The 14,651-nt window shown below is 61.2% G+C and carries 12 protein-coding genes; 9 read left to right on the forward strand and 3 right to left on the reverse strand.

All coding sequences use genetic code 11. From position 1 onward, the window contains the following. Window positions 1–2: 2 nt before the first annotated feature. Window positions 3–755, reverse strand: a complete 753-nt coding sequence (locus ACP7B9_RS09080; protein WP_425862663.1) for a FadR/GntR family transcriptional regulator — start codon at window positions 753–755, stop codon at window positions 3–5. 398 nt (window positions 756–1,153) lie between these two features. On the opposite strand from ACP7B9_RS09080, the gene ACP7B9_RS09085 reads away from it, so the two are divergent. The 9 genes from ACP7B9_RS09085 (at window position 1,154) to ACP7B9_RS09125 (ending at window position 12,640) form a co-directional block, all read left to right on the forward strand. Further along, entirely contained in the window at window positions 1,154–2,776 is a 1,623-nt protein-coding gene (locus ACP7B9_RS09085) for an ABC transporter substrate-binding protein (RefSeq protein WP_425862665.1), read from the forward strand. A 160-nt stretch (window positions 2,777–2,936) separates the two neighbouring features. Continuing rightward, complete coding sequence (locus ACP7B9_RS09090; RefSeq protein ID WP_425862667.1) at window positions 2,937–3,893, forward strand: ABC transporter permease; 957 nt, start codon at window positions 2,937–2,939, stop codon at window positions 3,891–3,893. A 3-nt stretch (window positions 3,894–3,896) separates the two neighbouring features. Next, the gene (locus tag ACP7B9_RS09095) at window positions 3,897–5,936 is read left to right on the forward strand and encodes a dipeptide/oligopeptide/nickel ABC transporter permease/ATP-binding protein (RefSeq protein ID WP_425862668.1); all 2,040 of its coding nucleotides are present in this window, start codon (window positions 3,897–3,899) and stop codon (window positions 5,934–5,936) included. Next, a complete protein-coding gene (locus ACP7B9_RS09100) occupies window positions 5,933–6,760 on the forward strand; it encodes an ATP-binding cassette domain-containing protein (RefSeq protein ID WP_425862670.1) in 828 nt (275 codons plus the stop codon). The genes ACP7B9_RS09095 and ACP7B9_RS09100 overlap by 4 nt, the downstream gene beginning before the upstream one ends. A gap of 79 nt (window positions 6,761–6,839) precedes the next feature. Then, entirely contained in the window at window positions 6,840–7,769 is a 930-nt protein-coding gene (locus ACP7B9_RS09105) for a dihydrodipicolinate synthase family protein (protein WP_425862672.1), read from the forward strand. Between the two features lie 89 nt (window positions 7,770–7,858). Further along, the gene (locus ACP7B9_RS09110; protein WP_425862673.1) at window positions 7,859–8,791 is read left to right on the forward strand and encodes an ROK family protein; all 933 of its coding nucleotides are present in this window, start codon (window positions 7,859–7,861) and stop codon (window positions 8,789–8,791) included. 27 nt (window positions 8,792–8,818) lie between these two features. Continuing rightward, a complete protein-coding gene (locus tag ACP7B9_RS09115; RefSeq protein WP_425862674.1) occupies window positions 8,819–9,505 on the forward strand; it encodes an N-acetylmannosamine-6-phosphate 2-epimerase in 687 nt (228 codons plus the stop codon). Between the two features lie 205 nt (window positions 9,506–9,710). Further along, the gene (locus ACP7B9_RS09120; RefSeq protein ID WP_425862675.1) at window positions 9,711–10,607 is read left to right on the forward strand and encodes an ABC transporter ATP-binding protein; all 897 of its coding nucleotides are present in this window, start codon (window positions 9,711–9,713) and stop codon (window positions 10,605–10,607) included. After that, a complete protein-coding gene (locus tag ACP7B9_RS09125) occupies window positions 10,604–12,640 on the forward strand; it encodes a YhgE/Pip family protein (protein WP_425862676.1) in 2,037 nt (678 codons plus the stop codon). Before ACP7B9_RS09120 ends, ACP7B9_RS09125 begins: the two co-directional genes overlap by 4 nt. Window positions 12,641–12,670: 30 nt before the next feature. Here ACP7B9_RS09125 and ACP7B9_RS09130 read toward each other — a convergent pair whose 3' ends face one another. Both ACP7B9_RS09130 and ACP7B9_RS09135 read right to left on the reverse strand, forming a co-directional pair. Beyond that, window positions 12,671–13,192: a SixA phosphatase family protein gene (locus tag ACP7B9_RS09130; protein ID WP_425862677.1), complete on the reverse strand. Its 522-nt coding sequence runs from the start codon at window positions 13,190–13,192 to the stop codon at window positions 12,671–12,673. A 99-nt stretch (window positions 13,193–13,291) separates the two neighbouring features. After that, window positions 13,292–14,128: a winged helix-turn-helix domain-containing protein gene (locus tag ACP7B9_RS09135; protein ID WP_425862678.1), complete on the reverse strand. Its 837-nt coding sequence runs from the start codon at window positions 14,126–14,128 to the stop codon at window positions 13,292–13,294. Window positions 14,129–14,651 lie beyond the last annotated feature (523 nt).

Raw genomic sequence — 14,651 nt, forward strand, 5'->3', positions numbered from 1 at the left:
TGCTAGGCCGGGAGGCTGTGAGGCTGGTCAGACTCAACAAAAAGCTTGATCTTGGCGCGGATGCCGTCAAAGTGGGAGTTGAGCAGCGCTGCTGCTTTGGCAGCATCCTGGGCAGCGACGGCCTCGTAGATGCTTCTGTGCTCGGCGGCCGTATGCATCAGATCAGTACCCCCAGTTCCAACCTGCAGGTGGATCTTGCGGTAAACCTTCCAGAAGACACTCATGAGGTTCATCAGCAGATCGTTGCCCAAGGGCTCAAAGAGCAGACGGTGGAATTCCGCATCAGCCTCCGCGAACCCTTCCCCGCGTTCGGCCAGTTCGTCCATCTTCACGACGGCGGCCTCGATGAGGACCAGGTGCTCCTTAGTAACCGCCGCAATGCAGGCACCCATGAGGCCAGCTTCAAGTGCTTGGCGGATGTCCACGAGCTGCAGGGCCTCAAGGCCCTCATGGCGCAGGGACAGCCGACCCCGGAAGGTCAGCCCGTCGGCCAGTGCGTCAAAGTTGCTGGGAGCCACAAACATGCCGAAGCCATGACGAATCTCAATGACACCCAGCGCCTGCAAGACTTTCAAGGATTCGCGCAGGGTGTTTCGCCCAACGCCCAGTACCTCGCAGAGTTCGCTTTCTGTGGGCATCGGATCGCCGGCATCGAGGTCACGGCTCAGAATGAGCTCCATGATGTCTGCCTGAAGTGCACGAAGCCGAACCTGGGCACTAAACCGTGCCTTCGGCGTTACTGTCGAAATGGACAACAAGACTCCTCAGAAATTATGCGTCGCAAGGACTCCGCGTTTCTCACTTTAATGGTGTTATTAGAGGCGCGTGCCTCTGTGTACCTTAATAGTTCGAACGCCCTCGTACTGCGACTTTCGTGCCGTCCCGCCATAAGCGCGCCAACGTGATCTAACCCATAGAATATCGGATGTCCGACGACTTGCCTACAACGGAGGTAAACGTGGCGTGAATATCCCGCAATCATCAGGCCATACATGGGGCAGGGAGCCACGGATCAGCCATGCTGGTGACCGAGATCAAATCGAGACCATCACCACACTTGACCAACTGCTGTGATCGCGATTACAGTTTCCTCATAAGCATCGGACGTCCTACATCCGATAACTACTTTTACACGAAATGGTGAGTCAACAGAATGAGCAATACTCTTCAGAACCTGCCTTCCAGCCCCGCTTCACGGCGCACGTTCCTCAAGGCCGCTGGAGTCCTTGGAGCAGCAACCGCTTTCACCGCAACACTGGCAGCCTGCGGATCTTCGGATAAAGGCACAGAGACCACTGGCTCCGCTGCAGCAGTCAACAAGGATCTCTCCATTGAGGCCGGTATTTCATACTCGCTCTCCACCGGTTTCGATCCCATGAGCTCCTCGGGCGCCACGCCGTTGGCCGCCAACCTGCACATCTTCGAAGGCTTGGTTGAGCTTCACCCCGCAACACGTGAACCGTACAACGCGTTGGCCAAGGAAGACCCCAAGAAGATCGATGACACCACCTACCAGGTGACCATCCGCGACGGCGCCAAGTTCCACGACGGCACGGCCGTCACCACCGAGGACGTCGCCTACTCCTTCGAGCGAGTTCTGGATCCGGCCAACAAGGCCCTGTTCGCACAGTTCATCTTCTTCATTGATTCCGTCAAGGTTGTCGACGAGAAGACGGTTGAATTCAAGCTCAAGACCGCCTTCGCCGGCTTTGGCCCGCGCATCTCCGTGGTCAAGATCGTCCCCAAGGCCATCGCCTCGGCAGACCAGAAGGCCTTCGACGCCAAGCCGATCGGTACCGGCCCGTACAAGTTCGTTTCCGCGGCAAAGGAAGACAAGATTGTCTTCGCTCGCAACGACGATTACAACGGCCCGATGCCCGCCTTGGCTAAGGACATGACCTGGTTGCTGCTCTCGGATGCTTCGGCTCGCGTGACGGCTATGCAGTCCGGCCGCGTTCAGGCCATCGAAGATGTCCCGTACTTGGATGTTGATTCCCTCAAGGGCAAGGTCGACGTTGAGTCGGTTCAGTCCTTCGGTTTGATGTTCCTCATGTTCAACACGAGCAAGGCTCCCTTCGATAAGAAGGAAGTTCGTCAGGCTCTGCATTACGCCCTGGACAAGGAAGCCATCATCAAGACGGCTCTCTTGGGCAACGGCGCTGCAGCCACTTCCTACTTCCAGGAAGGTAGCGCGAACTACCAGAAGGCTTCCACGGTTTACGCTTTCGACGCCGAGAAGGCCAAGTCGCTGCTCTCCGCAGCCGGCGTAACCGGATTGAAGCTGACGCTGACCAGCACGGATACCGCTTGGGTCAAGGATGTTATCCCGCTCATCAAAAAGAACTGGGACGCTGTTGGTGTCGCGACGACCCTGGAGCCCTTGGCTTCCTCGGCTGTCTACGCACCGGAGAAGGTTGGCGGCCTGAACTACGACGTTGTCGCAGCCCCCGGCGACCCGTCCGTGTTCGGTAACGACGCTGACATCTTGCTCAGCTGGTTCTTCCGCGGAGACACCTGGGCCAAGAACCGCTTCGGTTGGAGCGAAACTGCCGAGTACAAGGAAGTCCAGACCAAGCTCAACGCAGCCCTGGCCGCTCCCGAGGCAGACGCCAAGAAGCTCTACAGCGAGATCGTCAACATCATCGCCGAAGAAGCTCCCTTGTACCCGATCTTCCACCGCAAGCTGCCTACCGCTTGGGATTCCAAGCAGCTCAGCGACTTCCAGCCGCTGCCCACCACGGGAATGTCCTTCATCGGCGTTGGCCGCACCAAGTAGCTTCACCGTTTTGCTTTACACACCGCTTTACCTTGCATGACACACCCGGGGGGCTGTGGCCACCAGGCCGCAGCCCCTCAGGTGTCACACCATATTTCCTATGACGCAGCACACAGTTTCATGCTAACCAGAAGCTGCAATTAGAACCGGAGTAAGTACATTGGCAAATTTCTTGCGACTGCTTGGACGCAGGCTCGCAGCACTGCCGTTGATGATCTTGGGTGTAACCCTGCTCGTCTTCGTCGTGTTGCAGTTCGCGCCAGGCGACCGTGCCGTTGCCGCACTTGGTGAAGGAGCCTCGCCTGAGGCTTTGGAGCAGTACCGCCAAGTCAACGGCCTCAACGATCCCCTCTTCATTCAGTATTTTCAGTACCTAGGCCGGCTCATTACGGGCGACTTCGGGAACACTCTTCCGCCGGAAAAGCCCATCCTTGAGGTTATTGCCAGCGCGTTCCCCGTCACCTTGCAGCTGACCCTGGTTGGCGTGATCATTGCTGTCATCATTTCGCTCGTCTTCGGTGTTCTTGCCGCGCTCTACCGCGACACCTGGGTTGACCAGGCCATCCGAGTCTTCTCGGTTGCCGCCATTGCCACCCCGTCCTTCTGGTTGGGTATCTTGCTCATCCAGTGGTTTGCCCTCGGCGACAACTCCTGGTTCCCCTCCGGCGGCATGGCCGATCCCGATGAAGGCTTCGCCGGCTGGATCAGCTCCATGGCCCTTCCGGCCTTGGCCCTCGCCATTCCCGTTTCAGCATCCCTGATCCGTGTTGTCCGTACCTCCATGGTTGAGGAATTGGACAGGGACTACGTCCGTACGGCCATCGGCAACGGCGTCCCTTACACCACAGTGGTTTCCCGCAACGTCCTGCGTAACGCCCTTGTCACCCCGGTGACCGTGCTGGGTCTGCGCATCGGCTACCTGCTCGGCGGCGCCGTCGTTATTGAAATGATTTTCTCCCTGCCGGGTATGGGTCAGCAGATCCTCAACGGCATCACGAACTCGGACACCAACCTGGTCCAGGGCGTGGTTCTGGTCATCGCCGTGACGTTCGTCATCGTCAACATCCTGGTTGACCTTATCTACTTGCTCATCAACCCCCGAATCAGGACGGTCTAAGTCATGCGAAGCAAACTTGCCGAACGGCTAAGCGCGCCAGGCCTGCGCTTCAAGGCCCTGAATCTGGGCTCCAAACTGGCCCTGATCTTCCTGATCCTCATTGTTATTGTGGCCATCCTGGCTCCGTGGCTTGCACCTCACGATCCGCTGGAAACCGGCGATCCCGCCACCGCCCCCAACGGGAGCCACTGGTTTGGAACCGACCGCATTGGTCGCGATGTACTTTCCCGCCTGATGTACGGCGCCCAAGCGTCCTTGATGATCGGCCTCGGTGCCGTGGCACTGGCCATCATCGTCGGCGCAACCCTCGGTGCCGTCGCCGCAACCTCGTCGAAGACCACCAACGAGATCATCATGCGCATCATGGACATCCTGATGGCATTCCCGGGTATCGCCCTTGCCGCCGTTTTGTTGACGGCTTTTGGCAACTCGGTTCCGACCATCATCTTGGCCATCGGCATCATCTACACCCCGCAGCTTGCCCGCGTGGTCCGCGCCAACGTGCTCTCCCAGTACGGCGAGGACTATGTTCGCGCTGAACGTGTCATCGGTGCCGGCCGTACCTACATCATGCTCAAGCACATTGTCCGCAACACTGCAGCCCCCGTGCTCGTGTTCGCGACGGTCATGGTGGCCGACGCCATCATCCTGGAAGCTTCGTTGTCCTTCTTGGGCGCCGGCATCCAGGATCCCGATCCCAGCTGGGGCAACGTCATCTCCTACGGACGTAACCTTGTACTCTCCGGCGGCTGGTGGGCAACCACCTTTGCCGGTCTGGTCATCCTGCTAACGGTGCTCTCGCTGAACATCCTGGCTGAAGGCCTGACAGACGCCATGGTCAACCCGAAGCTGAAGCGTGCCGCTCCTGTGAAGGACGACGACGGTTCGGCAGCTGCCGCTCTCGAGCTCGCCAAGGCTGATGCTGCGGCACGTGCAGCGATTGAAAATCCCTTCGCCGCGCTGGACAAGGAACTGCTCCTGCTCCAGGCCGTTGAAAAGTCCCGTACCGACCGTCTCGATCAGGTTGGCGCCGAGGCCCGGGTGATTCTGGAAGTGAAGAACCTTTCTATCCGGTTCCCAGCCCGGTTCGACAACACTCCCATTGTGGAGAACGTCTCCTTCACGGTTCGCGAAGGCGAAACCATGGGCCTCGTGGGCGAGTCCGGTTGCGGCAAGTCCATCACCTCCCTGGCCATCATGGGCTTGTTGCCCAAGACGGCCGTGGTCACCGGTTCCATCAAGTTCGATGGCAAGGAACTCCTGGACCCGGTCACCAAGCACAGCTCCGTGAAGGCCTACGAAGGCCTACGCGGTGAGCAGATCGCCATGGTCTACCAGGATGCGTTGAGCTCCCTGAACCCGTCCATGTTGATCAAGGACCAGATGCTGCAGCTGACCCGCCGCAACGGTCGCAAGACGCCCGCCGAATTACTGGAACTGGTCAAGCTCGATCCCGTACGTACGCTTAAGAGCTACCCGCACGAGCTTTCCGGTGGCCAGCGCCAGCGCGTCCTGATCGCCATGGCCCTGTCCCGTTCACCGAAGATTGTGGTGGCCGATGAGCCCACCACGGCCTTGGATGTGACAGTGCAGAAGCAGGTTGTTGATCTGCTGAACGAACTGCGCGAGCAGCTCGGCTTCGCCATGGTCTTCGTCAGCCATGACCTTGCCCTCGTGGCCTCCTTGGCTCACAAGATCACGGTCATGTACGCCGGCCAGGTTGTGGAATCCGCACAGGCCGCAGAACTGCTGACGCACCCCACCCACGAATACACCCGTGGCCTGCTCGGTGCCGTGCTCTCCATCGAGTCCGACGCCGTGCGGCTCCACCAGATTCCCGGCACGGTTCCCTCGCCGCGTGACTTTGCGTTCGGCGACAGGTTCGCTAACCGTTCACAGCGTCCCGACGCTGATCCGAGCCAGAAGTTGGCGTTTGTTCCCATCACCCGTGATGACGTGACAACCGATCACTTCTGGGCCAGCCACAAACTCGAAGATGCCCAGTCGGTTTCCGCTGCGGCAAATACGGAAGGTGCCTCATGAGCAAGCACACAGCGGCTCCCGCCGAAGGCGGATCCACCCCGGTTATTGAGCTGAAGGACCTGCACGTCCACCACCGGACCCGTTCCGGCGGCCTGTTCAAGCCCAGCTATGTGAAGGCAGTCAACGGCGTTGACTTCTCCATCAGCCGCGGCGAGACAGTGGGCATTGTTGGCGAATCCGGTTGCGGCAAGTCAACGCTGGCATCAGTCCTGGTCGGCTTGCAGACACCCACCTCGGGTGAAGTGTTGTTCCATGGCAAACCCGCCATCAAGCGCAACGCCGCCATGCGCAAGGAATTTGGTCGTTCCGTCTCCGTGGTCTTCCAGGACCCCTCGACGGCGCTGAACCCGCGCATGACCATCCAGGACATCCTGCTGGATCCACTGGTGATTCACGGCATCGGCAATGGCGCATCGCGCCTGGCCAAGGTCGCAGAACTGTTGGCGCTGGTTGGTTTGCCGCAGTCGGCAGCCGAGGTCACGCCGTCGCAGGTTTCCGGTGGACAGCGTCAGCGTGTGGCTATTGCCCGCGCACTGGCACTGGGCCCGGACATCATGGTGGCCGATGAACCTACCTCCGCGCTGGACGTATCCGTCCGCGCCCAGGTGTTGAACCTGCTCTCTGATCTGAAGAAGGAATTGAACCTGGGCATGGTCTTCATCAGCCATGACATCCAGACTGTCCGCTACGTTTCAGACCGCATTTGCGTCATGTACTACGGCGAGATTGTTGAACAGGGCTCGGCCGAGCAGATCTTCGACAACCCCACCAATGACTACACGAAGAAGCTTCTCGGCGCCGCGCCGTCGCTCCTTCACATCTAGTCCCCCGCACTCCCACGCCCGCCAAGGCGCGTGGCATCCCTAATTTTCTACTCAATCAATACAATTTGGAGTAATTCACGTGACTACCGTCGCTTCCCGTTTCCAGGGCGTCATCCCTCCCGTCTGCACCCCCCGTACAGCTGATGGCGCCATTGACGTCCCCTCGTTGGAGAACCTGACCCGCCACCTCATCGAAGGCGGCGTGAGCGGCCTGTTCGTCAACGGTTCCTCGGGCGAAGTCACCCACCAGACCAACGACGAGCGCGACACCGTGCTGAAGACCATTGCCGGCGTCAACGCCGGACAGGTCCCGCTGTTGGTTGGCGCCGTTGAGCAGACCACCAACCGCGTTGTTGAAGAAGCCCGCCGCATGGTTTCCCTGGGTGCCGACGCCATCGTGGCCACCAGCCAGTACTACGCGATCAGCAACGCCGAAGAGAACGGCCGCCACATCCGCACCGTTGCAGCTTCGGTGGATGTTCCGTTGTTCGTCTACGACGTTCCGGTCCGCACCCACTTCAAGATGCCCACCGACCTGCTCCTGGAGCTGGGCCGCGAAGGCGTCATCGCCGGTGTCAAGGACTCCTCGGGCGACGACGTTTCCTTCCGCCAGCTGCTCATCGGCGCCAAGGACATCCCGAACTTTGATATCTTCACCGGCCACGAAGTGGTTGTTGACGGTGCACTGCTCGGCGGCGCACAGGGTGTTGTTCCGGGTCTGGGTAACGTTGACCCGGCCGCCTACCGCCGCCTGTACGATCTCTCCGTTGCAGGCGACTGGGCCGGTGCGGCAGCCGAGCAGGACCGCATCGCCGATGTCTTCAACATCGTCTACACCCCCAAGGCCGGCCGTTTGTCCGGTAACGCAGCAGGCTTGGGCGCATTCAAGACCGCCCTGGTCCTGATGGGCATTATCAAGACCAACGTCATGAGCGCCCCCATGCTCTCCCTCGACGAAGACGAGACCGCAGCCATCAAGGTCATCCTTGAGCGCACGGGCCTGATCTAACAAACGCTTGATCCCGGGTCTGGACAGGCTCGACCACCGGTGGTCGAGCCTGTCCAGACCCAAACTTTTGAACTTTGAAGGACTCTTTCATGCGGCATGTAATTGGCGTTGACCTTGGCGGGACCAAGACGGCAGCCGGAGTGGTGGCCGAGGACGGCTCGGTCCTATTCACCGAGCAAATCCCCACCCTGAACCGCGACGGCGGCGAGGCCATTTTGGACGCCACAGCCGCGATGGTCGGATCGCTCATTGAGCGGGCAGCCGCCATGGGCACCACTATTGACGCCATTGGAGTAGGCTCCGCCGGCGTCATCAATGCAGCCGAAGGCACCGTGATTTCAGCCACCGACGCCATCCTTGGCTGGACCGGAACGGCGATCACAGCGGGACTGACCCAGCGGCTGGGACTACCGTCCGCCGTCGTCAATGACGTGCATGCCCACGCACTGGGTGAGGCGTGGCACGGCGCAGGCGGAGGCGCTCCGACCGCCCTGATGGTCGCCTTCGGCACTGGCGTGGGCGGCAGCTTTGTCGTTGACGGCAAGCCGCTGCTGGGTCACCACTTTGTTGGCGGCCATGTGGGCCACTTCGCCTCACCGCTCGCGGTCCACCGCGGCACGCCGTTGCCCTGCTCCTGCGGGCATTCCGGACATGTGGAAGCCATCTCCTCCGGACCGGCCATTCACGCCGCTTACCTTCGCGAGGGCGGCAACGCCTCCCTGCCCGATACTCGGGCCGTATTCGACTCAGCGCGGGCCGGAGACGAGCTGGCGCTGCGCGTGATTGCCCACGCGGCAGCCGCGGCCGGTCAAGCGGTGGGAGGATTGATAAACATCCTCGATCCAGCAGTGGTTGTAGTCTCGGGTGGATTGGCTGATGCCGGAGAGCTTTGGTGGGACGCCATGGAGGCTGCCGCGCGTGCAGAACTGCTTGCACCGCTGGCTTCTGTGCGCATTGTGAAGGCGACCTTGGGCAATACGGCCGCAATAGTCGGCGCAGCCTCTTTGGTATTTGCGAAATAATTAGTTCTATTTTTACTAGGAGTTACAGTGACGCTGAAATTGACCAACCTTGATGAGCTTGCCGGGCAGCTTGTTGTTTCCGCCCAGGCCTACCCGGGCGAGCCCATGCGCGATCCGCGCACCATGGCACAGATCGCGGCAGCAGCCGTCATTGGCGGTGCCGGGGCCATCCGCGTTCAGGGTATCGCCGACATTCAGTTTGCGCGCGCCGCTGTAGAGGTTCCTGTCATCGGCCTCTGGAAGGACGGGCACGACGGCGTCTTCATCACCCCCACGCTGCGCCACGCCCTGTCCTGTGCCAGCGCAGGCGCCCAGATCGTCGCCATCGACGGCACCCGCCGCCCGCGTCCGGACGGCCTGACGTTGGCCGAGACCATTGAGGGCATCCACGCCAACTCCAACTCCTTAGTCATGGCAGATTGTGGTTCCTTCGACGACGCCGTTGCTGCCGCCGAGGCAGGCGCCGACCTGATCGGCACCACGCTGGCCGGTTACACGGGCGAACGCCCCAAGACCGATGGTCCCGACCTTGAGCTCATCGCCGAGATTGCCGCCGCCAACCTTGGCAAGCCGCTCATCGCCGAGGGTCGCATCCACTCCCCCGCCCAGGCTCGTGCAGCCCTGGACGCCGGTGCGTTTGCCGTGGTTGTTGGCACCGCCATCACACACCCCTCAACCATCACGGGTTGGTTCAAGGACGCACTGAGCGCGTAACTGCTCCACAGCCTGCTTTTCTGCCTGGCATACAAGGCGGGTTCTCCGAGTTGAATCTCGAGGAACCCGCCTTTTTGCGCGCGGGGCATCCTTGGGCTGAACTCGTCCATATGGAAAGGTGGAACGTGATCCACCCCAAGTTTCTTGTACTGACCGGTCAGTTCTTGGTATTTTAAGGCTGCCCCCTTCGGATGAAAGAACGTCAATGCTCACCACCAACCAGCTGCATATCGATGGCCGGCGCCACACCCTGCTGCCTGCCACAACCCTTGAAGCCCGCCGTTCCGAGGTCCTCTTGATCCAGGCTGACGGACAGGAACGCCGCACCGCGTTGGCGCTGGCACTGACCGGACGCATGAAGCCCTCAACAGGGAGCGTTTCGCTCGGCCATGACGCGTCGCTGGCAGGCTTGCGCCGCCGCAGCGCCATCATTGATGCGCCCGACGTCAACGCCCCGGAAAACCACCTCACGGTCAGGTCCCTCGCATCCGAGGACCTTGCGCTGGTTCCGTTCAAGTTCCGGGACCGCACACGCCCCACCGCATGGCTGGTCAAGCACGGCTTCCGGGACATCCTCGGGCAGTGGATCGAAGAACTGGCGCCGGCCCGGCTTCTGCAGCTGCAACTTGAGCTCGCCCTGACCAACCGCGATGTGGACGTGGTGGTGGTTGATTCCCCCGACCGCCACACCGCGGATACTACCGCTTGGCTGCCCCTCCTGGAGCAGCTCGCTGCCGGCACGATGGGCCGAGGCCCGGACGTCCACGCCGACACCCCGCTCCGCCCCCTCGTGGTGGTGGGCGTCGTTGGCCGCATCCCCGACGAATGGACTGGCGCCACGGAAGTGGCTGGCAATGGGGTCCTTACCCACGACGACGGTGATCTCCGGCCTGTGCCTGTTCCAGATGTTGTGCCCGAGGACGGCACCGATGACGACACTGATGAGGACGTGTCCGTGGACGACGCCGAAACCTCCGAACTCCCCGCTCAGCCCGTTAGTGATAATGACGTCTCCGAACCGGACCGGACAGTCGCTCCCGCATCCGAGATTGACGACGGAAGCAAACATGATTCAACACAGCAGGAAGAGGAAATTCGATGACAGTCTTCCGATTGGCGATGTCTGAACTCAAGCGCATGACCGGCGGGATTCTGCCGAAGGTGACCATCGTGGCCCTCGTGATGGTTCCCTTGCTCTACGGGGCCGTGTATCTCTATGCCAACTGGGATCCGTACGGCAACCTCGATCAGCTGCAGGCCGCCGTCGTGGTTCAGGACGAGGGTGCAGTCACCAAGGACGGCAAGGAACTGCGGGTTGGCGAGGACGTGGCCCAAACACTCATTGACGGGCACAAGTTCGATTGGCAGATCGTAGATACACCCGAGGAAGCCAGCGACGGGGTCAGGGACGGCCAATTCGCCTTCGCCCTGACCATCCCGAAGGATTTCTCGGCCAATCTAGCGTCACCGGAGAACTTTGATTCCGCGACGCAGGCCATGATGAGCGTGACGACCAGCGATGCCAACAACTACCTCCTGACCTCCATCGTGGACAAGGTGACCACTCAGGTCCACGAGTCTGTGGCGCAGCAGGTGGGCGAGCAAACAGCCAACTCGCTGCTGACCGGTTATGGCACCATCCATGCCCAGCTCGTGAAAGCGGCCGACGGCGCCCAACAGTTGGCCGATGGCGCCGGCACCCTCGATAGCGGGGTCGGGACGCTGAAAACCGGCACGGGAGACCTCCTGACCGGCACGAATGATCTGGTGGCCGGACAGACCCAGCTCGTCACCGGATCCAACCAGCTGCAGGCCGGTGCCGCAGCCCTAGACAAGGGGCTGGGCCAGCTGGAAACCCAGACGTCCACGTTGCCCGGTGACACACAGAAACTCTCAGACGGGGCCGCGGCCGTTTCCGGCGGCACTGCGACTCTGAACACCAAGGTGCAGGAGGCGATCGGCTCGGCCGACAAGCTCGACGACGCCGCAACGGCTGCCATTACAGACAAACTCGGGACGTTCGTTGCCGACGGGACCATCACCCCCGAACAGGCAGGGAAGATCGGCGCGTCGTTGGCTAAGGATGCCACCAGCCCCAGCGTTACGGAGCTGAAGGGCAAGCTGGCGACCGACGCCGCGGATGTTCAAAAGCTGGCCGATGGTGCGGCCGCGGTTGCCGACGGTGCCGCCAAGTTGGCAGGCGCAACACCGGCCCTCACCTCCGCGATCGGCCAGGCCCATGCCGGGGCCGGGGAGTTGACCACGGGTGCCGGGACGCTGGCTGGCGGGCAGGAATCTGCCTTGGACGGGGCAAACCAGTTGTCCGCCGGAGCGGCGAAGCTCGATACCGGTGCGGGTGATCTGAAGACTGGTTCGAGCAAGTTGCTCACTGGCGCCTCCGAGCTGGCTACACAATTACGCAATGGCGCCGGGACTGTTCCGGATCCCAACGACAAGGACAAGCAAAACGCCGCCGGTGTCATTGCCGATCCCGTCCGCATAGATTCAGTGTCTCAGGCCCAGGCAGCCAACTACGGTTCCGGACTGGCGCCCTTCTTCCTTGTGCTCGCCTTGTGGATCGGCGCCCTCATGCTGGTCCAGGTCATGCGGCCGCTGACGGTCCGGGCGCTGGCCTCCAACGCACGGTCGTGGAAGATCGCGGTGGGCGGATGGATTCCGTTCGCCACCGTCGCCACGGTGCAGGCCGTGGTGCTGTACTCCGTGGTGCACTTTGGGTTGGGCCTTGAGCCGAGCCATCCGTGGTTGACGCTGGGGCTGCTGCTGCTGGCATCGATAACGTTCACGGCCCTGATCCAGGGCCTCGTGGCCTTGCTGGGCACGCCGGGTAAGTTCGTGGCCCTCATCTTGCTGGTGCTTCAGCTGGTGTCCTCCGGCGGAACGTTCCCGTGGCAGACCACGCCGGAGCCGCTGCACATCATGCATCAGATCCTGCCCATGGGACATGTGGTGGAGGGCATGCGGCACCTGATCTATGGTGCCGACCTCGCTCCCCTGCTGCCCATCGTGCTTGGTCTGCTGGGGTATACGGTTCTTGGTTTGCTGTTTGCGTGGATCGCCGTATCCAAGAAGAAGACGTGGACCTTGAAGGCGCTCATGCCGGAGATCGAGTCCTAAATATCGCAGCGCAAGGCCTCTGCCTAAGAACTAGCGCGGCACCACAAAGTTGTTGAGCTGGGCGTCCTGTCCGTCAAGGGTGGCCCAGTCGCCGCTATGTTCCAGCACGGCAAAAGCACTCGTGGGGAATCCGGATGCGAGATCCATGTACGCGTCTTGATCCGAATCCCGCGACGCCAGCCGCAGCGCCAGCGATTGGATGCCGGGCATGTGGCTGATCACCATGAGTGTGCTGACGGTTTCCGGCACGTGGTTGATAACCGAGAGCATGGACGTAGCCCCGGCGGCATAGAGTCCCGATTCCAGCTTGGGAGTTGGCGCCTTATCGCCGAGCTGCTGGCACACCCAGGTGCAGGTCTGCCTGGTTCGCAGCGCCGAGGAACACAGGATAAAGTCCGGCACCACGGCGTTCTCCACGAGCCATTTGCCGGCCAGCGGCGCTTCGGTGTGCCCACGTTGGGCCAGCGGCCTGTCGTGGTCTTCCACGCCCAGCGGGAAGGCCGCCTTGGCGTGGCGCATCAGGATCAGCCGTTTAATGTGGTGTTCACTCATTCACACAGTTTAGTGACGTTTAAAGAGGAACGACGGCGGTTGCCCCACCGAGGTGAGGCTACCGCCGTCGCACTTGCCAGAACTAGTCCGGCGCCAACGTTAGATGGAGTATTCCGGCGCGGCCCAGACAACCACTTCGGGGTGCTCGTAGAAACGGTAGCCTTCGCCGCGGACGGTGCGCACGGTGTTGGCCAGGCGGCCCAGCTTGGAGCGTAGGCGGCGGATGTGAACGTCGATGGTGCGCTCATTGGGGACTTCGTCGGCGTTGCTCCAGAGGCCTTCAAGGAGTTCGTCGCGACCTACCGTGCGGGTGCCGTTTTCCACGAGGTAGTTCAGCAGCTCGAATTCCTTGAACGTGAGGTTCAGGGTGTCGCCGTCGAGGTGCACTTCGCGTCGGGCCAGGTCGATCAAGACACCTGTGGGGCGCTGATCTACAGCAGCCACGCGGACCGTTTCCTGCCGCGGACGGGCAGCAACGGTGGGGTCGCCGAAAGTGGAACGAACCACGTCCAGGGCGGTTCCCACAGCGTCCGACGGCGCAATGGCCACCGCGGCGTAGCTCTGGGCCTGCGGGACCAGGGACTGGGCGTAGGCGCGAATGTCCTGCGCGAGCTTGGCCAAGGAAGTACCGGCGGCTGCGGCCGTATCCTCGTCAACACCAACATAGAGAACAAAGCCGCGGGCCACGTTGTCAGGGCTGACGCCGCGCAACCTGTCGCCACCGGCAATGACGGGGGTGGGCGCCGTCATGGGGTTGACGTCATTTGCGGGAATGGCACGCAAGCGGGCGGCCGGGGTGGTTGCCTCCGGGCGGTAGCTGTTGCCGTAGCCGGGGGCATCGACATGGGAGGTGCGTGCCGCAGGGCCTGCGTTCCGGGCGACTGCCCTAGCGGCGTTGCGGACTGAGATGTGGACGTATCCGGATGCTACTGACATTGAACTACCTAAGTGTGTATGGCCGTACTCAACGGCGCGAATGCTTCCATGAGTCCTGAGCTTCCAGAACTATTTATGCCCCTCGATCGGGGCGGGCCCATAGGCCAAGACTGGTATCCGCCACTATTGCCGTGCGTGGCATCCAGGGTTGTGCGTTAGGCCTGCATTCGACAACCACACATAAACCGTCCGGTCATTCCGAGGCGGACAGTTGCTGCGGCTGCAGGATTCACTGAGTGGGTGTTCACGTAGCCAGTCTCCTACGTAATAAAGCGAACTTGCAAGTAACATAGGCTCAAAACGTCCACATTGTGGGATCGTGTACTAATTTGTGACGAACCGCACGCTGTCTTTTTGCTCTCAATCAGCGGTCAAATGACGGATTGTTTCGAACTAAATCACCCAGCTGACGTTATTGCGTGTCATAAATTTCATTGGGTTCGATTTTTGAATGAATTAGTTCAAACCACCGAAAAGCACGCCTATGATGCCCTCGCAAGTTCCCTCCTGGACTCAGCGTTCT

Source organism: Arthrobacter sp. TWP1-1, assembly GCF_049897845.1.
In the GTDB taxonomy this organism is placed as follows: Bacteria; Actinomycetota; Actinomycetes; order Actinomycetales; family Micrococcaceae; genus Specibacter.